Annotated in this window: 20 protein-coding genes; 11 read left to right on the top strand and 9 right to left on the bottom strand. The window is 56.7% G+C overall.

Features of this window, described 5'->3' with window-relative positions; translation table 11 throughout:
- The first annotated feature begins 10 nt into the window (after positions 1–10).
- The 3 genes from CUN67_RS11520 to kdsA are packed head-to-tail and all read left to right on the top strand — an operon-like array spanning position 11 to position 2,095.
- Positions 11–409 (top strand): SirB2 family protein, encoded by a 399-nt coding sequence (locus CUN67_RS11520; RefSeq protein ID WP_208715423.1) that lies wholly within the window; start codon positions 11–13, stop codon positions 407–409.
- Positions 406–1,215 (top strand): invasion regulator SirB1, encoded by an 810-nt coding sequence (gene sirB1, locus CUN67_RS11515; RefSeq protein ID WP_208715422.1) that lies wholly within the window; start codon positions 406–408, stop codon positions 1,213–1,215. Before CUN67_RS11520 ends, sirB1 begins: the two co-directional genes overlap by 4 nt.
- 25 nt (positions 1,216–1,240) lie before the next feature.
- A complete protein-coding gene (gene kdsA, locus CUN67_RS11510) occupies positions 1,241–2,095 on the top strand; it encodes a 3-deoxy-8-phosphooctulonate synthase (RefSeq protein WP_208715421.1) in 855 nt (284 codons plus the stop codon).
- A 54-nt stretch (positions 2,096–2,149) separates the two neighbouring features.
- Here kdsA and chaA read toward each other — a convergent pair whose 3' ends face one another.
- Entirely contained in the window at positions 2,150–3,241 is a 1,092-nt protein-coding gene (gene chaA, locus CUN67_RS11505; RefSeq protein ID WP_208715420.1) for a sodium-potassium/proton antiporter ChaA, read from the bottom strand.
- 368 nt (positions 3,242–3,609) lie between these two features.
- On the opposite strand from chaA, the gene chaB reads away from it, so the two are divergent.
- A complete protein-coding gene (gene chaB, locus CUN67_RS11500; RefSeq protein WP_208715419.1) occupies positions 3,610–3,840 on the top strand; it encodes a putative cation transport regulator ChaB in 231 nt (76 codons plus the stop codon).
- A 248-nt stretch (positions 3,841–4,088) separates the two neighbouring features.
- Positions 4,089–4,766 (top strand): gamma-glutamylcyclotransferase, encoded by a 678-nt coding sequence (locus tag CUN67_RS11495; protein ID WP_208715418.1) that lies wholly within the window; start codon positions 4,089–4,091, stop codon positions 4,764–4,766.
- Here the strand turns inward: CUN67_RS11495 and CUN67_RS11490 are convergent.
- The 8 genes from CUN67_RS11490 to CUN67_RS11455 all read right to left on the bottom strand — a co-directional run bounded on the left by CUN67_RS11490 (position 4,763) and on the right by CUN67_RS11455 (position 13,762).
- On the bottom strand, positions 4,763–6,175 hold the full coding sequence (locus tag CUN67_RS11490) for a serine/threonine protein kinase (RefSeq protein ID WP_208715417.1): 1,413 nt from the start codon (positions 6,173–6,175) through the stop codon (positions 4,763–4,765). The genes CUN67_RS11495 and CUN67_RS11490 overlap by 4 nt on opposite strands.
- A gap of 65 nt (positions 6,176–6,240) precedes the next feature.
- Complete coding sequence (locus tag CUN67_RS11485; protein WP_208715416.1) at positions 6,241–7,191, bottom strand: hypothetical protein; 951 nt, start codon at positions 7,189–7,191, stop codon at positions 6,241–6,243.
- A 13-nt stretch (positions 7,192–7,204) separates the two neighbouring features.
- Positions 7,205–7,981: a PP2C family protein-serine/threonine phosphatase gene (locus CUN67_RS11480; RefSeq protein WP_208715415.1), complete on the bottom strand. Its 777-nt coding sequence runs from the start codon at positions 7,979–7,981 to the stop codon at positions 7,205–7,207.
- On the bottom strand, positions 7,978–9,108 hold the full coding sequence (gene tagH, locus CUN67_RS11475; protein ID WP_208715414.1) for a type VI secretion system-associated FHA domain protein TagH: 1,131 nt from the start codon (positions 9,106–9,108) through the stop codon (positions 7,978–7,980). Before tagH ends, CUN67_RS11480 begins: the two co-directional genes overlap by 4 nt.
- A 36-nt stretch (positions 9,109–9,144) precedes the next feature.
- Positions 9,145–9,843 (bottom strand): type VI secretion system-associated protein TagF, encoded by a 699-nt coding sequence (gene tagF / locus CUN67_RS11470; RefSeq protein ID WP_208715413.1) that lies wholly within the window; start codon positions 9,841–9,843, stop codon positions 9,145–9,147.
- 13 nt (positions 9,844–9,856) lie between these two features.
- On the bottom strand, positions 9,857–11,971 hold the full coding sequence (gene tssM / locus CUN67_RS11465; RefSeq protein ID WP_208715412.1) for a type VI secretion system membrane subunit TssM: 2,115 nt from the start codon (positions 11,969–11,971) through the stop codon (positions 9,857–9,859).
- Positions 11,971–13,185: a type IVB secretion system protein IcmH/DotU gene (icmH, locus tag CUN67_RS11460; RefSeq protein WP_208715411.1), complete on the bottom strand. Its 1,215-nt coding sequence runs from the start codon at positions 13,183–13,185 to the stop codon at positions 11,971–11,973. The genes tssM and icmH overlap by 1 nt, the downstream gene beginning before the upstream one ends.
- Positions 13,186–13,270: 85 nt before the next feature.
- Entirely contained in the window at positions 13,271–13,762 is a 492-nt protein-coding gene (locus CUN67_RS11455; RefSeq protein WP_415860450.1) for an SH3 domain-containing protein, read from the bottom strand.
- 495 nt (positions 13,763–14,257) lie between these two features.
- On the opposite strand from CUN67_RS11455, the gene CUN67_RS11450 reads away from it, so the two are divergent.
- From CUN67_RS11450 to CUN67_RS11425, 6 genes are all read left to right on the top strand, one after another.
- Positions 14,258–15,478: a nitrate regulatory protein gene (locus CUN67_RS11450; RefSeq protein ID WP_208715410.1), complete on the top strand. Its 1,221-nt coding sequence runs from the start codon at positions 14,258–14,260 to the stop codon at positions 15,476–15,478.
- A 265-nt stretch (positions 15,479–15,743) separates the two neighbouring features.
- Positions 15,744–16,994: a CmpA/NrtA family ABC transporter substrate-binding protein gene (locus CUN67_RS11445; RefSeq protein ID WP_208715409.1), complete on the top strand. Its 1,251-nt coding sequence runs from the start codon at positions 15,744–15,746 to the stop codon at positions 16,992–16,994.
- Positions 16,995–17,011: 17 nt separating this feature from the next.
- Complete coding sequence (ntrB, locus tag CUN67_RS11440) at positions 17,012–17,887, top strand: nitrate ABC transporter permease (RefSeq protein WP_208715408.1); 876 nt, start codon at positions 17,012–17,014, stop codon at positions 17,885–17,887.
- Positions 17,888–17,899: 12 nt separating this feature from the next.
- Positions 17,900–18,688 carry an ABC transporter ATP-binding protein gene (locus CUN67_RS11435; RefSeq protein WP_208715407.1) on the top strand — a complete coding sequence of 263 codons (789 nt, stop codon included), beginning with the start codon at positions 17,900–17,902 and terminating at the stop codon, positions 18,686–18,688.
- A 10-nt stretch (positions 18,689–18,698) separates the two neighbouring features.
- On the top strand, positions 18,699–22,763 hold the full coding sequence (nirB, locus tag CUN67_RS11430; protein ID WP_217621290.1) for a nitrite reductase large subunit NirB: 4,065 nt from the start codon (positions 18,699–18,701) through the stop codon (positions 22,761–22,763).
- Positions 22,760–25,363, top strand: a complete 2,604-nt coding sequence (locus CUN67_RS11425; RefSeq protein ID WP_208715405.1) for a nitrate reductase — start codon at positions 22,760–22,762, stop codon at positions 25,361–25,363. The genes nirB and CUN67_RS11425 overlap by 4 nt, the downstream gene beginning before the upstream one ends.
- The last annotated feature ends 4 nt before the right edge of the window (positions 25,364–25,367 follow it).

The raw sequence follows: 25,367 nt of genomic DNA, 5'->3' as shown, positions 1-25,367 counted from the left end.
AGGAAGCAAGATGGTTACCTGGTATCCACTGATCAAACATTTCCACCTGCTTACGGTGGTCATCACCATTAGCCTGTTCTTGCTGCGTTTTTACTGGCTTTGTACCGGTTCCGGGCAGCTGAACCGCCGCTGGGTACGTATTGCGCCGCACATTAACGACACCTTTTTACTGTTGAGTGGCGTGCTGTTGGTCATGATTACGCACTTTTACCCGTTCTCACCACAAGGAAGCTGGCTGACGGAGAAGCTGATAGGGGTTATTATCTACATCGCCTTAGGTTCCGTGGCATTAAGTCGTCGCCCACGCAAGATGAGTGTCCGCTGGATTGCTTATCTGCTCGCTATCGTGGCGTTGCTGGTCGTGTTTAAGCTGGCGATGACGAAAATGCCGTTATTGGGGATAGTATGACCTCGCCAGAGCAACTTGATTACAGTCAAACACCGTTAAGTGAAGCGGTTATTGGTGCTACCTGCGCCATCCGCGAAGATTTTTCTGCTCAATCCGTTGAGCTTCAGCTGGCTGCGTTAGTTGAAGAAGCGCGCGTTTACATTAGCGATGCAGCGGATGCTGACCTGCAACTGGAAAAGTTGCTGGACCTGTTTTATCGCCAGTGGGGATTTGGTGGTGCCAGCGGCGTCTACAATTTATCGGATGCGTTATGGATCGATAAGGTGCTGAAAAGCCGTCAGGGCACGGCCGTGTCGCTGGGGGTGATCCTGCTGCATATCGCCGAGGAGCTGGAGTTGCCGCTGATGCCGGTGATTTTCCCGACGCAGATGATTCTGCGGGCGGACTGGCTGGATGGCGAAATGTGGCTGATCAATCCGTTTAACGGCGAAACCCTTGATACCCATACGCTGGAAGTGTGGCTGAAAGGCAATATCAGCCCGACAGCGAAGCTCTATCAGGATGATCTCGACGAAGCGAAAACCGTCAGTGTGATGCGCAAAATGCTCGATACGCTGAAAGCGGCGCTGATGGAAGAGAAAAAGATGGAGCTGGCGCTGAATGTCAGCCAGGTACTGTTGCAAATCGATCCGGACGACCCGTACGAAATCCGCGATCGTGGTTTGATTTACGCTCAGCTGGAGTGTGAACATATCGCGCTGAACGATCTGACCTACTTCGTTGAACAGTGTCCGGAAGACCCGGTTAGCGAAATGATCCGAGTACAGATCCACGCAATTGAACAAAAACAGGTCACGCTGCACTAAGCGTACCTCTGAATAAGGAAAGGGCATGACACAGAAAGTAGTCAGTATTGGTGATATCAACGTCGCAAACGATCTGCCATTTGTTCTCTTTGGCGGCATGAACGTGCTGGAATCGCGCGACCTCGCCATGCGTATCTGCGAACACTACGTGAAAGTAACCGATAAACTCGGCATCCCTTACGTGTTCAAAGCCTCTTTTGATAAAGCGAACCGTTCTTCGATCCATTCCTACCGTGGTCCGGGTCTGGAAGAAGGGATGAAGATTTTTCAGGAGCTGAAACAGGCTTTTGGTGTGAAAATCATTACTGACGTCCATGAAGCCGCACAGGCGCAGCCCGTTGCAGATGTGGTGGATGTGATTCAGCTGCCTGCGTTCCTGGCACGTCAGACTGACCTGGTTGAAGCGATGGCGAAAACCGGTGCGGTGATCAACGTGAAGAAACCGCAGTTTGTCAGCCCGGGTCAGATGGGCAACATCGTGGATAAATTTGCCGAAGGCGGCAATGACAAAGTTATTCTGTGCGACCGTGGCAGCAATTTCGGCTATGACAACCTTGTTGTGGATATGCTCGGTTTCAACGTGATGAAGAAAGTCACCAATAACAGCCCGGTGATTTTTGATGTGACCCATGCGCTGCAAACCCGTGATCCGTTCGGTGCGGCATCAGGCGGACGTCGTGCGCAGGTGGGTGAACTGGCGCGTGCAGGTATGGCGGTGGGCATTGCCGGCCTGTTTATCGAAGCGCATCCGGAGCCGAACAGCGCCAAATGTGATGGCCCGTCAGCGCTGCCACTCGACAAGCTGGAACCATTCCTGGTGCAGATGAAAGCCATTGATGATCTGGTGAAAAGCTTCCCGGAACTGGATACCAGCAATTAATTTGCCGGTTGATGAAAAAGGCGTCGTAAGACGCCTTTTTTATTGCGCGTTCGGTTACAACATAATCGTCATCAAATACCCGATAAACAGGGCGAGATGAGCCGCCCCGTTAAGTACATTGGTACGCCCGGTGGAAAACGAAATATGGCACAGAATCAATACGGCGCTCATCACCACCATATGCGGCGGCTCCAGACCGAATACCAGCTGCTGACCCGTAAGCGTAGCGATAATGGTCACCGCTGGCACCGTCAGTGAAATCGTCGCCAGCACGGAACCGAAAAACAGGTTCATGGCACGCTGCACCTGGTTCATCAGCACCGCTTTAATCGCTCCAAGTCCTTCAGGCGACAGAATCAGTAATGCCACCAGGAAGCCGGTGAACTGCTCGGGCGCATTCAATTCTGTCAGCAGATGTTCCAGCGTGTTGGCGTTCATTTTGGTCACGCTGATCACCGCAATCAGATGCACAATCAGCCAGGCGGTATGCCAGACAGAGCTGTGCGCCGACGGCTTGCCATGATGCGGGTCGCCATCATCGCTCTCATCTTCGTGCTCATAAACAAACAAGTTCTGGTGTGTTTTCGTCTGGATTAACAGAAAAACACCGTACATCGCCGCGGAAATCGCCGCTATCAGCAACGCCTGGGCGGTGGAGAAATTGCCACCGGGTAACGCATTGGGGAACACCAGCACCAGCATCGCCAGCGGAAAAATGGCGATCAGATACTGCTTAACGCCAACCAGATTGACGTACTGGGTAGCGAATTTCCGCCCGCCGAGCAGCAGCGCAAAGCCAACCAGGCCTGCGGTAACAATCATAATGATGGAATAAAGCGTATCGCGCATCAGTGCGGGCGCGGCATCGCCGGTGGCCATCAGCGCTGAGATCAGGCTGACCTCCAGAATCACCACCGACAAGCTGAGGATCAGTGAGCCATAAGGCTCGCCCAGTCGGTGTGCCAGCACATCAGCATGGCGTACCACACTAAACGCACTGCTGAGAATAGCGACCAGCGCCAGCAGGTTAATGCCAACCACGCTCAGCAGGTTGGTTTGCCCGCCAAAAAAGCTCAATACTGCCAGGGCGACAATCGGGAAAATCAGGGAATACTCAGAATGTCGGGTTTTCTCATGTGCAGCCATTCACCATCCTCTCCGGAAAAAAGAACAAAATCAGGCAGTCAGTGCCTGATAAATATACGTGGTTTTATCGCGATGCGCAGTGTAACTTTTCAGCCTCTCTGGTGTTGTATCTTTACGCGTTTTTACTTTTTGTAAAATTTATATCAACACGGACAAAAAGCAAGGTTATCTCTGGTCACTATCCAATTTTCATGATGTTAATGGTTAGATTATGGAACTTATTTCGATGATTAAGGTTATTTATTTTGTAGTTTACGGCTTAAAATTGATGTTATAACCGTATTTTGTTATTTAACTATAGAAAGTGACTGTTTGCGTTTTTATTTATCTGTTCCAGACTTATAAGGTATGTTCGCAGGGGAGGAACTATGCCTTATTCATCAACACGTCAACTGCCTGACAGCGTCCGCCACGTGCTGCCAGCGCACGCCCAGACCATCTATCAGAAAGCGTTTAATAGCGCCTGGGAAGAGTACAAGGATGAAGATGATCGGCGCGGCGATGATTCGCGTGAGAAAGTGGCACATAAGGTCGCCTGGGCAGCAGTGAAAAAAGATTACCAGAAAGGCGACGACAATAAGTGGCATCCCAAACACTAACCTATGCGGGCCTTTGCGGCCCGCTTCACACTTCTTAACCCGTTCACACTTCTCAACTCAAGTATCATGCCAGGCAGCCGATGCTATTTACAGGCAATTTACCCTTTGTGATCGGCATCAACCTTGAATAAATTGTGACAAATGCATTAATGTCTTCTTATCAGGCAGCTTTGTGCTAGCCACAGGTCATGAAAACCGTTTCAGAGGAGCCAAATCGACAGGATGTCAGGGGAGTTGAGGAGGTCGCATTGCTAACCCGGGAATTCTTATTAAAAGCGGATTGTAAAACATCATTCGGCGATATCGATGACACGCTGCTGTGGAGCTGTGAGCAACGCGCCGCTTCTCTCGCCGCTACGCTGGCCTGTCGGCCTGACCAAAGTCCGGTGTGGATTTTCGGCTATGGCTCGCTGATGTGGAACCCGGTCTTTGAGGCGGAAGAAGTGGCGTCTGGTCATCTTGATGGCTGGCATCGTGCTTTCTGTCTGCGGCTGACTGCCGGACGTGGTACGGCGTCGCATCCTGGGCGCATGCTGGCGCTGAAAGAGGGCGGCACCACCAGTGGCCTGGCATTTCGTCTGCCGGAAGCGCGTCTGCACGAGGAACTGGAGTTGCTGTGGAAGCGTGAAATGATCACCGGATGCTATCTTCCCACCTGGTGCGAGCTGAAGCTGGACGATGGCCGTAGCGTATCCGCATTGGTGTTTATTATGGACCCGCGCCACCCGCTGTTCGAAGCGGATTCCTGTCCGGGGACTATCGCCCCGTTAATTGCCCAGGCCAGCGGCCCGCTGGGCACCAACGCGCAATATCTTTTTGCGCTGGAGCAGGAACTGGCAAAACGCGGTATGCAGGAAGAAGGATTAACGGTGCTTGCCAGCCAGGTCAGGGCGCTGCAATTACGGACAGCGCGCTTGTCCTCTTAATTACCGGTATTAATCAGCCAGGTGCCGGGTTTATCAATGGTCAGCGTCTGGCTGTGAACCTGGCTGCCATTATGCACTTCAAGATGATACTGGCCTGCCGCCAGACTGAGCGTGGCAAACCCGTTGCTGGCTGGTTTCACGTTCTGCGCTTTTCCATTCAGTACGATGTTCTCGCCGCTCTGTAAACGCAGATAGAGGGTTGCCAGCGCGGGCGCACCGCTGACCGTTTTACTGGCTTCTGCGGCCGCAGGGGTACCAGAGTTCGCTAACGGCACGGCCACTTCGCGATGATTCACTTTCCACACGGCGACAATCACCGCCAGCACCGCAACCGCAGCGACAGCCAGCAGGCCGGGAGATAAACGTCGGACGTTGCGGGGTGTGACCGGTTCGATGGTCGCCGCCGCATGGTTAACCCCCATGATCTGGGGTTCCGGAATGATGATCGTCGGCTCAGGTTCCGCTGGCGTTTCACTGACGCTGGTATAACGTGTCACCAGGGCTTCGACATCGCTCACCGGTAAGTCGATCAAACTGGCGAACGCATCAATGGTTTGTGGGCGGTCGGTCGGTTTCATCGCCAGTGCGCAGTCGATGGCATGCAGTAGCGGCAGTGAGTAACCCGCCGGTTTGCGTTCTACCAGCGGCTGATAATTGTCTTCAATACAGCGCACCACAGAAACCGGTGGCGCATAGCCGGTAATCAGATTATGCAGCACGGCGCCCAGCGCGTAGATATCGGTCCAGGGTCCCTGTTCGCCTTCACCTTCTTCGCTGTATTGTTCAATGGGGGCAAAACCGGGCTTCAACATAATCTCGGTTTCATCGGACAGGTTGCCAATCTCTTTGCGCGCGGAGCCGAAATCCAGCAATACTGGCAGCTGGTTTTCCTGAATCTGGATATTATCCAGTGAGATATCGCGATGCAGGTAACCTGCCTGATGAATGGTATTGATGGCGCCAAACAGCGGCGGTAGCAGGCGACGAATCCAGTCTTCGTTGACGCTCTCCGGGCTGGTCAGCTGCCACTCTTTCAGCGTCATGCCGCTGTAGTAGAGCGTGCCCATATAGGCGGTGCCGTTCTCTTCCCAGAAACGCAAAACATGCAGCAGGCCAGGATGATTAAAGCGCGCCAGCAGACGTGCTTCCTGAATAAAGCTGTTGCGACCGGCGTTAAACAGCTTCTGAAAACGTTCGCCGCGCAGCTCCAGCGACAGATCAGCAGCACGAACAGCCAGTGACACCGGCATATATTCTTTGATGGCGATAGTGCGTTCCAGCTGATGATCCCAGGCACGGTAAACAATGCCGAAACCTCCGCCGCCTATCACATCCTTGATCTCAAACTCATTGAACCGGTAACCCGCAGGCAGGGCGTTGGGTACTTTCTGATTATCGTTTGCCGACATAGTGAACTCTCTGAACACGTCCTGTAGCGCCCGGCCATCACGATGACATGGGCAACGACCGCTAATTAATTAATGTTACGCCAGGCACCAATCGCCGGATCGGCGAGATCCGCGTGCAGGGTGTCAATCAGTAACACAGTCACTTTTTGCTGTGGCATAAACTGTGGCGTCCAGACGCCACGTAAGGTATCAACCCGCTTCTTAACGGCATCGCTATCCTGTCCAGCGGTCTTATCCATTTTGATCAGTAAAGTACCGGTAAAACGCCAAAGGTGCTGTTGTGCATCAAACGGCAACACCAGCCAACTGTCATTGGCATCAGGACGCGCCACGATCATGCGCTGGTTATTCACTGCCACCACCTGCAAGGCGGTTGTGCCCAGGTTGAGATCGGCGATGGGATAACCCTGATAAAAATTCACCGGCTGCTTGCTGGTCTGCCCGGCGCTCATTAGCGTCAATTCGCTGGCACCTTCCAGCCAGCCTTCACTGGAGCAGTGCTGTTGGCTACTCTCGGGGACAAATAACGATTCCCCTTTCTCATCCCATGAGGTACGGAAATGGCAGCCACCGGGCAGTGCAAATTGCTGCAATGGCGTGCTGTCCGCAGGGCGCGATAAATCAAGTGGTGCGGCATTATCATTGCTGGCACTGGCTGTGGCGTCATTCAGCACAATCGGTCGCCAGTTCTGCAATTTGGTGGCACTGCCGTTGGCCAGTACGCTGCCTTGTTTATCGGTCATTTGCCACGGAATGACATCAAGCGTGCCACACTGATTGGCTAATAACGTTCCTACCCGCGGCAGGAAGCTGGTGAGTACGCTGGAATCGGTGCTTTTACCCGAAACAATGCGCAGCGGCAGCGTCTCTTTACACCAGTCATTTGGCGCATTACTGGCTACGTCATCGATATACACTTCCAGTGAGAGGCTTGGCGAGTACACCACCCGATAATCTTCTGCCTGCGCATTCAGCGCCAGCAGCAAGGTCATTAAGCCTGGCAACCACAATTTCATATGAATCCTTGGATCAATAACGTGACGGCAGAAAACGTGCCGCATCAGCCTGGGAATAAAGCAGCGTTGCTTCCTGTGGCTCGCCAACCCAAATCGCCAGAGCACTCAGATTGTCGCTTTTTACGCTGCGGTTAACCGCTTGTTCCATCAATGCCAGCCACTCTTCGCAGACATTCACCATGCGCAGTGCCTGTTCCATTTCTTCAGTGGTCAGGTTGAGCCAAAATCCGTCGGTGCAGACAAGAAATGCGTCGCCATCCTCCAGTGCAATCACATCGCTAAACGTGACCGGTCGTACCGGTTCAGTGCCGAGCGCATTATAGAGTAAATTACTGTTAATGCCGGTATTTTCATAGCCGGCTTCGCGCAACTGCTGGGCCAGACTGTGGTCGCGAGTGACCTGGTGCAGCGCACCGTGGCGGAAGTGATAAACCCGGCTGTCACCTGCGTGCGCCCACCATGCGCATTGTTTTTCCCGGTCAATAAACAAGGCGGCAAGGGTGGTACTCATGCGGGAAAAATTAGGATTCATTCCCTGCGCTTCCAGCAGCACGCGCTGGCAAAGTTTCACCGCTTCGCAGGTGACTTCCGGTGTGAAGTCATCGTTGTCCTGCAATGCACCCAGCAGCGTGTCACGTACCAGCTGTGCAGCCATGTCACCACCGGGGAGTCCCGCGACGCCATCACATACCAGAAAACAGGCTTTATGCTCGTCAAGTTTCGCGCCGGTGCGATCCTGATTTTCATCGCGCATACCCTGCTGGCAGCGACTGGCAAACATCATCTTCATGCGTCTTCGGTCCGCGTTTGGGAGTCTTTGTATTGATTGACTTCCATATCGTAGGCATGAAGAAAGGCTTCGCCGAACAGGGTGTGGAAGTCATCTTCAATTTCACCGGCGGTGCGCTGATAATGACGGGAAAAATGATCCCACAGGGCGGCTTTACGGGTGTTGGAGAACGGCATTTTCGGCATGGCACCGTCGCGTCGTGCCTGCTCTTCCAGCCGCTGCGGATTAAAGGATTGCAGCATCGCCGCAATAATGGCGCGAATGCCGGCGATCATTCCTAACTGATGTGCCTGTAAATCCACCAGCGCATCGCGTACTGCTGTTTCCGGCGGCATAAAGCCTGGCATCTGGCTCTGGTACATCTGCATCAACACCGTTTTACCGGAGGGCAGAATCTTGAACGGGTTATTGGCCTCATTGAGGATCATCGTCATGTCAGCTTTGACACCGCGTTTGAGAATCGAGCGCGAGGAGAGCAGCGCAACCGTTCCCTGCGAGAACAGACTCAGCATTCGGCCAGTGACCCGCATTTGCTCTTCATTGATCGGCGTCTGATGGCCGTTATTCAGCCCCATTCCCTCCAGCAAAGCCGCAATCAGTTTATCCTGGTCGCTGCCGGACATAATGGCGGGCAGGGCGGAGGAATCGCTCTGCGGATCGATACCCAGGCGGGCATCGTTATGGCGTTCAGAGCGTGTTGCGACCGGTTCAAAGAGAACCTCTTCAATGGCACCAGGCAGGCCATCCAGCAGGCCAAGGGGGTCGCCTTCACTGGCGGCAAAAAATGCCAGCGGATCATCTTTTTGCGTGGTTGCACGCACCGGATCGCGGACCTCAAGGCCATAATCGCCAATCTTCAGTGTGTCGCCATGCTGCAAAACCGCCTGAACGCCACGGGGCAACGCTGCACCATTCAACACCACTGAGGTGACGCTCCCCTGATTGGTCAGGCGGCATTCGCCTTCTGGTGACAGGTGTACCAGTGCCTGCAGGCGCGAAATGGCCCGCGATTCATCCGGCAACACCAGATCATTATCCTGGCTGCGGCCGATGGTGCCGCCCGGGGGCTTGAACGCCACCGTTTTTGCCGGCACATCCGTATTGCACTGCACAATGGTAAATTCCATGAGTCTTCCCGTTTTCAGAGGGCAAACGTCGCGATCTTATTCGAACATGGGCGGATAAAGACCGTTACGTCCCGGCTGCGCACCAGACGCCGGGTTAAACAGTAACGAAAAAAGCTGCGCGGTGAGCGGGCCACTGTGTTTATGCGTGGCGTGAGCAAAACCGTCACTGCGATTACTCCACCAGTAGCTGATGTGCTGCTGGGGATCAAAATGGTCTGCCACTTCACGCCAGCTCAGCGTGCTGGGCAAATCGTCAAAGCCGATGACATCCATGATGTCAGAGCGTCGCTTTTCCGGCACCAGCAAAGGTGACACCTGGAGTATTGCCTGTTCCAGTTGCTCCGCTGTTTGCGCGGCACGCACGGCATGCAACAAGGTGGCGCCCAGTTCCTGAAACCACTCGCCGGAAATGGCCAGCTGTGCAGGATGCCACTGGCTGAGTGGAAAATGATGCAGCGCCAGCAACGGCCAGGCGCGACCGACACGATCGCACGACGGCAGCAGGCAACCCATTTGTACCTGCTGGCGCAGCGGTGAAATCGGCAACACAAAATTCCACACCGGTGCGGCGAGAAAAAGCTGGGTGCTGGCATCATTTTGCGGATGCCAGTGCAGCAATCCCTGTTGAAACCAATGGCTCCAGGATGTCACGGTATTTTCACTGAGACGCTGGCGCAGGAAATCACCGGTTGTCGGCAATTTCCCGTACCAGCCTGGGGCGATATAGGTCGCCATCGTTACCTCACCATTACTCACTGCGTCCGGTCAATCGCTGTGTCGCCTTTAACGGCGCGAGCGTCAGCGTATTGCCGTTCTGACCCGCATTTTTCAGATTTTCCGCAAGCTTACGCATCATCAACGCATTGTCACTGGCATAAGGCGAAGACTGAATTTGCTGATCCAGCAGTTGGCTGAGATGCCAGTCCAGTTGTTGTAAATCACGAGCGCTGACATTGGCTGGCAGGGAACGTTGCAGATTTTGCATCAACCAGCCGCGCAGAAACTCACCGTCATAATTGCGAGGCTGATACAACATCTGATAGGCCCGCAAGGCGTTGCGGCTGTATTCATTGTCGGTACCGGGATCGTCGCGCAGCAGATTGGTAATTTGCTGTGCCACGCGGGGCAACAATAAAGACTTAAGGGCGTTTTGATAAAGCACCCATGCCGCGTCACTCACCTGATTACCGCGATACAAACCGACACGCATGGTAAGCGGAGGATTGTCGAGGGAAAAGCGATCCGAAAGCGGCAATTTAACCAGGTTATTTAAGAAGGGTAGCAGATCAAAAATATTATCAGCGGGCTGATGAATCACCTGCTGGCTCTGGCGGGTAATAGGCGCGATGCGCGCGGCGACCTGGTCGAGATAGCGCTGATTCTGGAGGTAACTTGCCAGCCACAGACAGGAAAGCAGCAGCAGGGCACCCGTCAGGGCACCGTAGCCAATCCAGTGAAACAGCCGGTTGCGATACTCCCAATGCCGGTTACTCCCGGCCAGTCCGCTTTCACGAAACACCAAATCACTCAGCAGATTACGAATAAAAAAGCTTTGTCCTTTGGTACCGGGAATCGGGCTGCTGCGATTGACGCTATCCCAGGCGGCAATGGTGTGCTGTCCAGCCAGCGGCAGCTGTAATTTACGGTTCAACTCGCCCATGATGCGGTCAAAAGGGAGGCCTTCCTGGGTGCCGCTGGTAAAAAACAACCCGCGCGCGGACCTGGCCACCGTATCCTGATGGCCGGAAAACACCACATCGAGATATTCGCTCAGCAGCGGACGCAGAGAGCTGAATTCCTGCGGGAAGAGGAAACTGTCGGCGCGTTGTGTCAGGTCGCGATCCTGCGCCATCACGCCTGCCAGCTGCTGTTGCAGGCGCTGTTCAAGCAGGTGGAAATGCTGATTGAAGCTACGATGCCAGCTATCCTTGTGGGGTTTGCCCGGATCCCAGGGGAAGGTGAAACCCCAGATGGCATCGCGCTGTTGCTTAGTCAGCGCCCCGTAAAAGCTGAGAAAACCTTTCAGCAGATCGGTTTTCGTCACCATCACATACACCGGGAAATGAATGCCAGTTTGCTGATGCAGTTCGACCATACGCTGCCGTAGGGCCGTTGCCTGGGCATGGCGTGCTTCGGCTGAATCGGTGAGCAGGTCGGCCACGCTGATGGTAATGATGACACCGTTAATCGGCTGGCGGGTGCGATAGCGTTTTAGCAAATGGATAAAGTTTTGCCATTCGCTGGCGTCGCGTGCGCGCTGACTTTCCTGCAATGCATAACGACCGGCGGTATCGATCAACACTGCGCTGTCGGTAAACCACCAGTCGCAATGGCGTGTTCCACCGACACCTCGAATTGCCGCGTTGCCGAGGCTATCGGTGAGGGGGAAATCCAGCCCGGCATTGAGCAGGGCGGTCGTTTTACCGGCACCGGGTGCACCAATGATCACATACCAGGGCAACTGATAGAGATAGTGGCTCTGAAAACGGGCCAACAAGCTTTGCTGCGGACGTCGACCAAACTGGGTCCGCTTCAGGCGCTGTGCCGCTTCGCTGAAACGTTGGGTGAGCAGTGTTTCGGTTGTCTGGCGATCGGTTAACTCTTCACTGTTGACCTGTTGCAGGCGAGTGAGGAGTTTGCTGTTAAACCACGCGCGCCAGATTGCCGGGATAAACTGGAACAGAACCCAGAAAAAATAGAGGAGACCCACCACCAGTTGGCGTGGCCATACCGGTTCGAGTGGTCGGGTATCACCCCAGCTCCACAGCGGGCCGAGTATCCACAATACGCAACTTAGCGCGCTGACGCCGATAAAGCTCCACAACAGTCGGTGGGTCAATAAATGCTGAAGTGATGTGCGCATCACTGGCCTCCCTGGTGATTGCTGAGGGTTTCCGGTGCCGCGAACAGGGTGATTTCCACCCGGCGGTTGCGGGCGCGGTTTTCATTGCTGTCGTTGGGCAGCAGAGGATTACTGTCGCCACGTCCTTCGGCTTTCACGTTGTGCCCTTCAGCCAGCTGCGGATTGAGCAACTGCGCCACGGCTCGCGCGCGCGCAAAGGAGAATTCATAGCTGGAGACGAAGCGTCCATCCACCGCACCGTCATCGGTATACACCGAGACCAGCACCGTGCCCTTTACTGATTTCATCGCACTGGCGACGTGTGCCAGCAGAGCGCGTCCCACCTGATTGACGACTGTGCCATCTGCGGCAAACAGCTTATCGGCTGGGATGATCACCTTGCTACCAAATGCACCATCACTGACTTCTAACTGCCCGGCCGCGATCACATCATTAAGACGCTGATGCAGGTCAAGCAGCGCCTGAGGGGATGTGGGGCGGCGTCCCGGCGTAATCTGCGGTAGCGGAGTTTGGTAGATGGCACGTAACAGAGGTTCTGCGGCATTGCCCAGACGCCAGTTCAGGCCGCTGTAGATGAGGCAGGCGACCATGGTAGCCAGCGTGACACAGGCCCACAGCGGCACCATCGGACGGGATAAACTGCTCACCAGCGGATGAACTTCCACCAGGCGTGTCATCGCGGCAGCGTTATCCGGACGGGTTTCGGCAATCAAATGTGCCAGACGCTTACGAATGATTTCGCATTGCGCCGGACCATTTTCACTGCCGCGATAGCGACCTTCGTAGCCCAGCAGCAGACAATAATGAATCACTTCCAGCAACCACAGATGTTGTTCCGGGCTTTGCGAAATGCGCGACAACAGTTGAAAGACCTTGTCGCCGCCCCAGCTTTCATTATGGAAAGTGACCAGCATCCCGTTACCGGACCAGACGCCACGGGTGCCCCATGGAGTTTGCGCGGCGGCTTCATCCAACAGGCTGCACAGGCAATAGCGCGCGCCAATGATCATCTCAAACGGCAAACCGGCTTGTTTACAGCGGTGTTCGAACTGACGGACTTCATCGATAAGTAACTGACGCAAACCGGCGGGATCGTCATGCGTAGCAGCCTGCCGAATCTGAACGACGGCATTGAGGATTGGGGCTGCGGCAGTCAATAAAAGGTTATCATTGCCCGCGACGTTCGCATCACGTGCAGGAGCGTCCTGAGTCATTAAATCGTGTTCTTCCAGGCAATAGTGAAACTCTCTGCTCGCAGAGAGTCAGCCTTCTGCGAGCAATATGCGCCGGATTTCATGGTCAGTCTAAGATCCAGGTCGCGGTATCGTTGGTGCGGCATGCCTTGCTGGCACCCCCCACGTCTACACAGACCTGTTTGCTGCGGCGGGGACGGGGACGGTCACTGCGCACGGTGGCATCATAACGGCTGCTCTCGACGCCCGCTTTTGGCGGCACGTAGCCAATTAACTGACCCTGCGCTTCATCCGCAATCGCCAGCCAGCTGTGCTCAACCCGGCCTAAAACTTCAAAGGTTTTACCGGTTTCCAGATAACGCACCACTTTGCCGCTATAGTCGGGTGTGGTCATGATGGACGCGCCATATAAGGCACGAAAGCTCTCGTTGACTGGCGTGAACTCGCCAGGTGCTGCCACCGCATGACGATGAACCAGTTTAACCCCATTGACTTCGCTGGTTACCAGGGTGTCATCTGTGACTGGCGGCGGTGGCGCTTTACAACTCGCCAGAGTGAGCACCGCCAGCAGTGTTAGCACAAGACTCTTATTCACCATGATCCTCAAATTTCATCAGATTAACTACATAATGGGGTGTCCTGAGTGCCGGTTAACGGGCGCAGGGGGCCGGATTATGCAGTGAGAAAGCCATCAAAAAAACAGACAGATTACAGAAAGATAGTGCTCCCGTCAGTCTACCTAAGACTTTTGAGAATTCAAACCATTGCACCGTATGAAATCCCGTGCTAACGGGGAAAACGGGACGATCGTTGGGTGATAAAAAAACTGTGCGCATGGGGATAGTTAAGCCAATTTAACTTATTTAATGCGATTCGGCGCTCAGGCCTGCGTAAGCGCTTTTGATGTCTGTCAGGGCCAAAAATAAACGGTAAATAAGATTAATCTATTTTCTGATATAAAAAAAGATTGCGGCAGTAAACAAATTTCTGACTTTCAGAATATCCGCCCCTGATTCGGCCCGTTGCAACTTCAGTTCCGGCATGGCTTTTGCTAAGTCTTTTAGTCGAAAAGGTTATTTGCCAGGAGAATGCGATGACTCAGGCTGTGGATTATTTGCAGGCCAGCCGGGCGAGCGAGATTGCCAGCCTGCAACGGTTGCTGCATACCGGTGAATTGATCACTGCAATCAGTGAGTTAATTCATCTGTTGCAACGTGAGAGGGGCGTCAGCAACATCTGGTTATGCTCCGCAGGGCGTTTATTTGGTGATGAGCTGGAAGCCCGCGCGTTGGATGTGCGGCGCGGTCAACAGCAAATGCTCGCCGTGCTGCCACCCGCAGATGCGCAACCCGGTTATAGCCGTTTCTGCCTGCTTATCGCGGCGGGTTTACAGGCGCTGGAGGGGTTGCCCGCACTACGGTTGCAGGTACAGAGCCAGCAGTTGGCGCATGCGCAGGCCATGGATGCGTTCAACCACATTATCCGCACCTTACTCAATCTGGTGTTTGAAGCGGCGGATACCGCCAGCGAACCGGATATTTCTCGTGCGTTGATCGCGCTGTTCAGTTTTATGCAGGGAAAAGAGCTGGCCGGGCAGGAACGCGCCACCGGTTCAGCGGGTTTTGCCGCCGGGCATTTTACCGACCAGCAGCGGCAGCGGTTGCAGGCGCTGATTGAAGCACAGGAGCAAAGCTTCGCCACCTTCAGCCAGTTCGCCGATGCGGGCAATCTGCAACGCTGGCGCGCGATGGCTGATGCGGGCAGCGACATTGAGCGTTTGCGGCGTATCGCCTGCACCGGCGCGCATTGTGGCGAGAATGGCGTACTGCACTGGTTCCGGCTGCTCACCGCGCGACTGGATGACATGAAACAGGTGGAAGATGGCCTGAGCGCCACGTTAATGCGTTGCTGCCGACGAGCCATCGCCGCCAGCGAGCAGCACGATAGCCACACACCCGCGCTGGCCGATGAAGCGGGGTTCACCTTATATGTGGCGGGAGCCAATTGGCTGGCCGGCCAGGATGTCACGCTGGATAGCAATGGTCTGGCTCCACAGTTGGGTCGTTCGGTGCTGTCGCTCATCCGTGAGCAGGCGCAGCGTTTACAAATGCAGGCCGATGAACTGGCCAGCATGCGTGCCTCGCTGGATGAGCGTAAAATCATCGATCAGGCTAAGGGCTGGTTGATGCAACAGCATGGCTACAGTGAACAGGACGCGTGGCAGACGCTGCGCAAAAGTGCCATGAACCAGAACAAACGCATCCTTGAAATCGCCCAGGCGATCCTCGCGGTGGCCGCCACGTTAAAGGCATAACCCGTTAGAGTTAGCTGCACAAACAATGTGCGTATTTTGCGTCAACGCAGTGCGCAGCGCAGAACGAAAAAAAGGCTTAGCGGGTTAACTGCCTGAAATATCGCCCTTCACCTTCCTGGCACAGCCTTTGCAATAACCTGAATGACATTACGCATTTGTTTTGCCAACGGCGGCAGAACGAGTGCTTTGGATAAAGGCGTCCGGCCCCGTGCGATTGCATGTGGGAGGACGCCTTTTTTTATTCCTTTTTTTCAGGGTAAAGCGGATGAGCAAAACGCGGTTTTCGATTTCCCGTCGTCATTTTTTGCTGAGCAGTGCGGTGGTGGGCAGTAGCTATCTGCTGCCTGGATTACGCAACGCCGTCTGGGCAGCAGGCAGTGATGCACCGGAGAAAAGTACGGTGCGGGTGGGGTTTATCCCGTTGACGGACTGCGCGCCGGTGGTGATGGCAGCGGTGAAAGGCTTCGATAAAAAATACGGTCTCAGCCTGCAACCCAGTAAAGAAGCCAGCTGGGCGGCCGTGCGCGACAAACTGACTTCCGGTGAGCTGGATGCGGCCCATGCGTTATACGGCATGATTTATGGCCTGCAACTGGGGGTGGCCGGTCCGCAACACGATATGGCCAACCTGATGACGCTGAACAACAATGGCCAGGCGATCACGTTAGCGAATCAACTGAAAGATCAGAAGGTGACCGATGCCGCCAGCCTGAAAACCCTGATCGCGGGCAGCGCCAAAGGCACTTACACCTTTGCTCACACCTTTCCCACCAGTACCCACGCCATGTGGCTGTATTACTGGCTGGCGAATGCCGGGATCGATCCCATTGAGGATGTGCGTACCGTGGTGGTGCCACCGCCACAAATGGTGATGAACATGAAGATCGGCAATATGAGCGGCTTCTGCGTGGGCGAACCCTGGAACCAGCGTGCCATCAGCGACAACATCGGTTTCACCGCCGCGACGACGCAGCAAATCTGGCCGGATCACCCGGAAAAAATCCTCGCCACGCGATCGCAGTGGGTCACGGAAAACCCCAACACCGCTCGGGCGCTCACGGCTGCGGTACTGGAAGCCGCCCGCTGGATTGATGCGTCCGATGACAACCGACGTGAAACCGCACAAACCCTGGCGGGACGCGCCTGGATCAATACCAAACCGGAAATCCTGGAAGGCCGCATGCTGGGTCATTACGAAAACGGCCTGGGCCAGCAGTGGCAGGACGCGCATGCGATGCGGTTCTTCCACGACGGTGAAGTCAGCTTCCCATGGCTTTCTGATGGCATGTGGTTCCTGACGCAGCTGAAACGCTGGGGAATGCTGAAAAGCGATCCGGATTACCTCGCTGTGGCGCAAAAAATCAACCGTATCGACATCTATAAACAGGCTGCGGCTGCGGTGGGTAACGTCACGCTGCCCACTGGCGTCATGCGCAGCAGCACCCTGATGGACGGCAAAGTGTGGGACGGCAGCAATCCTGCCGCTTACGCCGCCAGTTTCGCTATTCACCATTAACAGGAAGAGGAGTTGCCATGAAATCTGACGTGCGCACCCTGAAATCTCCGGTCAGCGCCGCCGCTCCGACGGCACAGGTGATCACCCTCAAGGTCACCAGAGCATCCGGTGTACGCCAGCCCTGGCTGAGGCCACTGCTGCAACGGCTGATCCCGGCAGGTTGCGGCATCCTGTTGTTGCTGCTGGTGTGGCAAATCGCCGCGTTATCCAGCAAAGGCTTCCCCACGCCTTACGCCACCTGGCAGGCGGCGCTGACCCTGTTTGCCGACCCTTTCTATAACAACGGTCCAAATGACCAGGGGATTGGCTGGAACGTGCTGGCGTCGTTGCAACGTGTGGCGGTGGGCTTTGGCCTGGCTGCCCTGGTGGGGATTCCGGCGGGTTTTCTGCTCGGTCGCTTCACCTTTGTCTCCCGCATGTTCAACCCGATCATCGCGCTGCTGCGTCCGGTCAGCCCGCTCGCCTGGCTGCCAATCGGCCTGCTGCTGTTTCAGCGTGCTGAACCGGCCTCCAGCTGGACCATTTTTATCTGCTCCATCTGGCCGATGGTGATCAACACCGCCGAAGGGGTGCAACGCATCCCGCAGGATTACCTCAACGTGGCGCGGGTGCTGCAACTGTCTGAATGGACGGTGATGCGCCGCATCCTGTTTCCGGCGGTGTTGCCCGCCGTGTTGACCGGGGTACGCCTGTCCATCGGTATCGCCTGGCTGGTGATCGTCGCCGCCGAGATGCTCACCGGAGGCCTGGGGATTGGGTTCTGGATCTGGAACGAGTGGAACAACCTCAATGTGGAAAACATCCTGATTGCCATTGTGATCATCGGCGTGGTCGGGCTGTTGCTCGAACAAATGCTGATGCTGCTGGCGCGTCGTTTTAGCTGGGACAAATAAGGAGCCTGTCTGATGAATCCGATCATTCGTGTGCAGCTGGTGAGCCAGCGTTTCGCCACCGCCCAGGGGGATTTCCTCGCCCTCGACAACGTCAGCTTTGACATTCATCCGGGGGAAACCCTCAGCCTGATTGGGCACTCCGGCTGCGGCAAATCGACGCTGCTTAACCTGATTGCCGGACTGACCACGCCGAGCAGCGGCGTGCTGCTGTGTGACAACCGCGAAATCACGGGCCCTGGCCCGGAGCGTGCGGTGGTGTTTCAGAACCATTCGCTGCTGCCGTGGCTGACGGCGTATCAAAACGTCGAGCTGGCTGTGCAGCAGGTGTTTAAAGGCAGGATGAACCGCAGCGAGATGGCGGAATGGATTGAGCACAATCTCGGCAGGGTGCAGATGAGTCATGCCATGCATAAACGTCCGGGGGAAATTTCGGGTGGTATGAAACAACGCGTTGGCATTGCCCGTGCGCTGGCAATGAAACCGCGCGTGTTGTTGCTGGATGAACCCTTCGGTGCGCTGGATGCACTGACCCGAGCCCATTTGCAGGACAGCGTGATGCGCATTCAGCAGGAACTCAACACCACCATCGTGCTGATTACTCACGACGTAGACGAAGCGGTGCTGCTCTCGGACCGGGTGCTGATGATGACCAATGGACCGGCCGCGCAGGTCGGCGAGATTCTGGCAATTGATTTGCCGCGTCCACGCTCCCGGGTGGCGCTGGCCGATGAGCCGCGTTATCACCAGCTGCGCCAGCAAATCCTGCATTTCCTGTACGAAAAGCAGACGGCAGTCGCGTAAGGAGCCGGGCATGCAGCAGCTGATTGTCATCGGAAACGGCATGGCCGGGATGCGCATGGTGGAAACCCTGTTGCAGCGTGCGCCAGGGCGTTATGCGATTACCGTCATTGGCCGGGAACCCGAGGGAAATTACAACCGGGTGCTGCTGTCACCGGTGCTGGCAGGGGAGAAAACCTTCGCTGAAACCCTGATCCACCCGCCGCAATGGCATGCGGAGCATGGCGTCAGGTTGCTGGCGGGAGAAGAGGTGCAATCTGTGGACCTTGACGCCCGGCTGCTGCACACCGACCAGCGCAGCCTGCGCTGGGACAAGCTGGTGTTTGCCTGTGGATCGCAGCCACGGATGCCGTCACTGCCGGGGATTGATCAGCCGCAGGTGCTGGGATTCCGCACGTTGCGCGATGTGGAAAAGATGCAGGCCGAACCGGGACCGGTGGTGGTTCTTGGCGGTGGGCTGGTTGGGGTCGAGGCGGCAGCTGCGTTGCGTCAACAGGGGCGAGAGGTCACGTTGCTGCATCATCGCCCCTGGCTGCTGGATCGTCAGCTGGATGCCCACGCCGGTGCGCTGTTGCAGCAACACCTGACGGCGCGCGGCATCGACTGTCGTCTCGGGGTGTCATTGCAGCAGGTGGATGCGCACCAGGTGACACTCACCGATGGCAGCCAGATTGCCGCGCGGCAGGTCGTCATCGCCATCGGTGTGATCCCGGAGATTGCCGTGGCACAGGCGGCGGGCGTGCCTTGCCAGCGCGGTATTCTGGTCAATCGCCAGCTGCATACCCCGATTGCCGACGTCTATGCCCTCGGTGAATGCTGCGAAATTGCGGGTGAAACCTTCGGTCTGGTTGCGCCCTGTCTGGCACAGGCGGCGGTGTTGGCTGCCAGCCTGGCGGGTGAACCGGTGGAGGATTTTTACTTCCAGGAGAGCGGCACCCGGCTCAAGGTCAGCGGCATTGAGGTGTTTAGCGCCGGGCAGATTGGCGATGCGCCGTCGCTGACCAGCTTCGACCCGCTGTCGGGCCACTATCAGCGGCTCTTCCTGCGCGATGGTGTGCTGGCAGGCGTGCTGTTGTTTGGCGACAGTAGTCCGGCGGCAAAATTACTCACCCGATTACAACGGACCGAACGCGTCGATATCAATGCGCTGTTCGGGCTGGACAACAATACGACGCAGCCAGTGGCTGCAGGAAGCACAATGATGAGCAAACCCATTCTCGCAGTCGTGGGCCACGGTATGGTTGGCCACCATTTTCTGGAGCAACTGGTCAGCCGCGAGCTGCATCAGCAATATCATATTGTGGTGTACGGCGACGAGCCGCAGATGGCTTACGATCGCGTGCATCTGACTGAGTATTTCACGGGCAAAAGTGCTGACGACCTGTCGCTGGTCAGTGACAATTTTTTTCAGCAGCACGGTATTGAGTTGCGTAGCGGCTGTGAAGTGCAGGCGATTGATCCACAGCGCCGCAGCCTGCGCGATAGTCAGGGGGCCGAACTGGCGTGGGACAAACTGGTGCTGGCGACGGGCTCGGTGCCTTTTGTGCCGCCCGTACCAGGCCATGACCTTCCTCGCTGCTTTGTCTATCGCACGCTGGCTGACCTGGATGCTATCGCTGCCTGCGCGCGCGGGGCGCAACGCGGGGTGGTGATTGGTGGGGGTTTGCTGGGTCTGGAGGCTGCCAACGCCCTGAAACAGCTGGGGCTGGAAACCCACGTGGTCGAGTTTGCGCCGCGCCTGATGGCAGTGCAGCTGGATGACGGCGGCGCGCAAATGTTGCGTGGCAAAATCAGCGCCCTCGGGGTGCAGGTACACACCAGCAAGGCGACGGAAGCGATTGAGAGCCAGCCAGACGGCAGTGTGCAGCTGCGCTTTGCCGATGGCAGCCTGCTTGATAGCGATCTGGTGGTGTTTTCCGCCGGGATCCGTCCGCGCGATGCGCTGGCGCGTGCGGCGGGCCTTACCCTTGGTGAACGTGGTGGTATCGTCATTGATGATGGCTGCGCCACCAGCGTGCGCGATGTGTATGCCATCGGTGAATGCGCCCTGTGGCACGGGCAAATTTTTGGTCTGGTAGCACCGGGCTACCAGATGGCGCGGGTGCTGGCCGGGCAACTGGCGCAGGAAGAGACCGCCTTCAGCGGGGCGGATATGAGCACCAAACTTAAGTTGCTGGGGGTGGAGGTGGCATCATTTGGCGATGCGCATGGTCGTACCCCCGCCAGCCAGAACTATCAATGGATCGATAACCCGAAAGGCATCTACAAAAAGCTGGTGGTGTCTGAGGATGGCAAAACCCTGCTCGGTGGGGTGCTGGTGGGAGACAGCAGTGATTACGCCAGCCTGCTGCAAATGATGCTGAATAAAATGGCGCTGCCGGAAGCGCCAGAGAGCCTGATTCTGCCGCAGCTGGCAGGCGCGCCAGCCAAAGCCCTCGGCGTGGCGGCATTGCCGGACAGCGCGCAGATTTGCTCCTGCCACAATGTCAGCAAGGGCGACATCTGTGCTGCGGTACAAAGCGGCTGCGGCGACATGGCGACGTTGAAAAGCTGTACTAAAGCCGCCACCGGCTGTGGCGGGTGCAGTGCACTGGTGAAGCAGGTTATGGAGCATCAGCTCGCCAGCCTGGGTGTTGAGGTGAAGAAGGACATTTGCGAGCACTTTGCCTGGTCACGTCAGGAGCTGTATCACCTGATCCGCGTGGGTGAAATCACCACGTTTGATGAGTTGCTGGCGCAGCATGGCCGTGGTCAGGGCTGCGAAATCTGTAAGCCGCTGGTGGGGTCGCTGCTGGCTTCCTGCTGGAATGATTACCTGCTCAAACCTGCGCATCTGCCGTTGCAGGACACTAACGATCGCTACTTCGCCAATATTCAGAAAGATGGCACTTACTCGGTGGTCCCGCGCGTGCCGGGGGGAGAGATCACCCCGCAAGGCCTGATCGCCATCGGTGAAGTCGCTGCGCAGTACGATCTCTACACCAAAATCACCGGCGGGCAGCGTATCGATCTATTCGGTGCACGCCTCGATCAACTGCCTGCCATCTGGGAAGCGCTGATTGCCGCCGGATTCGAAACCGGGCATGCCTACGGCAAATCGCTACGCACAGTAAAATCCTGCGTGGGGTCGAGCTGGTGCCGCTACGGGGTGCAGGATTCTACCGCCTTTGCGATTGCGCTGGAGCATCGCTACAAAGGCCTGCGTGCGCCGCACAAAATTAAAATGGCGGTGTCTGGTTGCACGCGTGAATGTGCCGAAGCCCAGAGCAAAGATATCGGCGTTATCGCCACCGATAAAGGCTGGAATCTGTATGTGTGCGGCAATGGCGGTATGAAGCCACGACATGCCGACCTGTTTGCCAGTGACCTCGACGACGACACCCTGATCCGTTATGTCGATCGCATCCTGATGTTCTATGTACGCACCGCCGATCGTCTGCAACGTACCAGCGTATGGATGGACAATATGGCAGGTGGACTGGCGTATTTGCGCGAGGTGGTGATTGACGATGCGCTCGGCATCGGTGCCACGCTGGAACAGGAGATGCAGCGGGTGGTGGATCGTTATCAGTGCGAGTGGCAAACCACCCTGGCCGATCCGTCGCGTCGCGCGTTGTTCAGTCCCACCATCAACAGTGACCAGCCGGACGAAACCCTGCATTACAGCGAGGTCCGTGGCCAGCGTCAGCCAGTTAATAACCTCAGCATTCCGGTGCTGACCCTGCCCGCAGAGCCGTGGAGTGCCATTTGTGATGAGACGGCGATCCCGCCTGCGGCAGGTATCGGGGCGCGGCTGGGTCAGCAGCGTGTGGCGCTATTCCGCTTCGGTAGCGCCATCTATGCGATCGAAGATATTGAACCGGGTACGCAGGCCAGTGTGTTGTCACGCGGCATTCTCGGCGATGTGGCCGGGGAGCCGGTCGTTATCTCGCCATTGTACAAGCAGCGGATACGGTTGCGTGACGGACAAAGCCTCGATAACCCCCAGCTGCAATTACGTTGCTGGCCGGTGCGTGTCGAGGGTGGCAAAGTCTGGCTGGGTAATCAGTCGCTGCTGGCGCTGGCGGCCGCATCATGAAAACCACCTGTCCCTACTGTGGTGTGGGTTGTGGCGTTGAAGTCCATGCCCCGGATGCGCCGGTCAGTGGTGACCGCCAGCATCCGGCGAACTTCGGTCGTCTGTGCGTCAAGGGTTCTGCGCTGGGGGAAACCCTTGGGCAGGAGGGACGTTTGCTGTGGCCGCAGGTAAAAGGCCAGCGTGCCAGCATGGATCAGGCGCTGGATTATGTGGCCGCAGGATTGCGTGACATCATCCGTCAGCATGGCCCACAGGCAGTGGCGTTTTATGCCTCCGGCCAGCTGCTGACCGAAGATTACTACGTCGCCAATAAACTGATGAAAGGCTTTATTGGTGCCGCCAATATCGATACCAACTCGCGGCTGTGCATGGCCTCGGCGGTGGTGGGATATAAAAGAGCCTTTGGTGCGGATGCGGTGCCCTGCTGTTATGAGGATATTGAGCAGGCGGATCTGGTGATTCTGGTGGGTTCCAATGCCGCCTGGGCGCATCCGGTTGCCTGGCAGCGACTGGTGCAGGCGAAGCAGCAGCGGCCTGAGATGAAGCTGGTGGTCATCGATCCGCGGCGTACCGCCAGCTGCGATCTGGCCGACCTGCACCTGGCCCTGCGTCCCGGCAGCGATAACGCCTTGTTTGCCGGATTACTTAACTGGCTGAGCACCGGGGAGGGCATCGATAGCAGCATGTTGCCGCACCTCGACAATGTTGAAGCGACGCTGACAGCCTGTGCTGACTGGGATCTGGCCGCTGTTGCCCATGCCTGCCAGCTGGATCAGGCCGCCATTCTCGCCTTCTGGCAGCTGTTCACTGCGCATCCCCGCGTGCTGACGTTATGGTGCATGGGGATCAATCAATCGCAGACTGGCAGCGACAATAACAACGCCATCCTTAACGTGCATCTGTTAAGCGGCAAAATTGGCCGCCCTGGCGCTGGGCCTTTTTCCCTCACCGGTCAACCTAATGCGATGGGAGGGCGTGAAGTCGGCGGCTTAGCCAATCAGCTGGCCGCACACATGGGGTTCAGCCCGCAAGAAGTGGATCGGCTGGCGCGTTTCTGGCGCAGCGACCGGGTGGCATCTCAGCCTGGACTCAAAGCGGTGGAGCTGTTCCAGGCGGTAGAGCGCGGTGAGGTGAAAGCGGTCTGGATTATGGGCACCAATCCGGCGGTGTCGATGCCGGAGGGGAATCGCGTGGCTGAAGCGCTGGCGCGTTGTCCGCTGGTGATTGTCTCGGAGGTGAGCGCGGCCACGGATACCAGCGTTTATGCCGACGTGCTGCTTCCCGCCCAGGGGTGGGGGGAAAAGAATGGCACCGTGACCAATTCGGAACGTCGCATTTCGCGGCAACGCAGTTTTGCTGCGCCTGCCGGGGAAACGAAGCCGGACTGGTGGTTGCTGGCTCAGGTGGCTCAGCGGCTGGGCTATGGGGACGCGTTCGGCTGGCAGCATCCCCATGAAATATTTATTGAACATGCCGCGCTGTCCGGCTTTGAAAATCAGGGGCGGCGCGCGTTTGATATCAGTGCGCTGGCAACGCTGAGTCGTGAGCAGTATGACCAGTTGCAGCCGGTGCAGTGGCCGGTGAATACGGCTGCCCCGGCAGGCACGCCGCGTCTGTTCAGCGATCGCCGCTTCTTTCATATGGATGGCAAAGCGCGTCTGCTGCCGGTCGCCATTCCGTTACATACCCCTTCCTCTGCACATTATCCGTTACTGATGAACACCGGACGTATCCGCGATCAGTGGCACACTATGACGCGTACCGGTGCGGTGCCGCGGTTGATGCAGCATTACGACGAACCTTTTGTGTTGCTGCATCCGCATGACGCAGCGGCACATGGCCTGAGTCAGGGCGATCTGACGCGGGTGCAATCGCAGCTTGGCTGGTGGTGTGGCCGGGTGAATATCGATAACGGCCTGACGCGTGGACAGCTGTTTATTCCGATGCACTGGACGCGTCAGTTCAGCGTCCAGGCGAATGTGGATGGGCTGGTGGCGGCGCGTTGTTGTCCGGATTCCGGGCAACCGGCCCTCAAGCAAACTGCGGTGCGTCTGCAACCGCTGCGCCCGCAATGGCAGGGCTGGCTGTGGCAGCGTGAGCAGACGGATCCACAGCATGTGGATTATTGGTCGCGCGCGCCGCAGCCGGGTGTGCAGCGTTATGTATTGGCCGGACAGGGCACACCAGCCGATTGGTTACAGCAACAGCCCGGTGCAGCTGAACTGCAATGGCAGCAAGCCAGGGCAGGTCAGCAGTTGCATCTGTTGGGCTGGCGCGAGGGGCAGCTGGAGCGGGCATTCTATGCCGCCCCCTGGTTACCAGAGATTGACCATGCTTTTGTCGCGTTGGGATTCAGCGAACCACCTGCCACGGCGCAACAACGGCATGCGTTGCTTGGCGGCCGACCAGCGCAGGGGGAGAGCCAGGGGCGTACCATTTGCAGCTGTTTTGGTGTCGGTGAAGTCGCCATCCGGCGCGCCATTGAGCAGGGGTGTCACTCTCCAGCGGCACTGGGCGCGTCGCTCAAATGCGGTACCAACTGTGGCTCCTGTATTCCGGAGCTGAAACAACTTATCGCCGCGCTTCAGGTAGCGCAGTAATGGA

This window comes from Pantoea cypripedii (assembly GCF_011395035.1).
Taxonomy (GTDB): domain Bacteria; phylum Pseudomonadota; class Gammaproteobacteria; order Enterobacterales; family Enterobacteriaceae; genus Pantoea; species Pantoea cypripedii_A.
The sequence above is the reverse complement of the archived record's forward strand: the minus strand, read 5'-3'. Positions and strand labels throughout refer to the sequence as shown.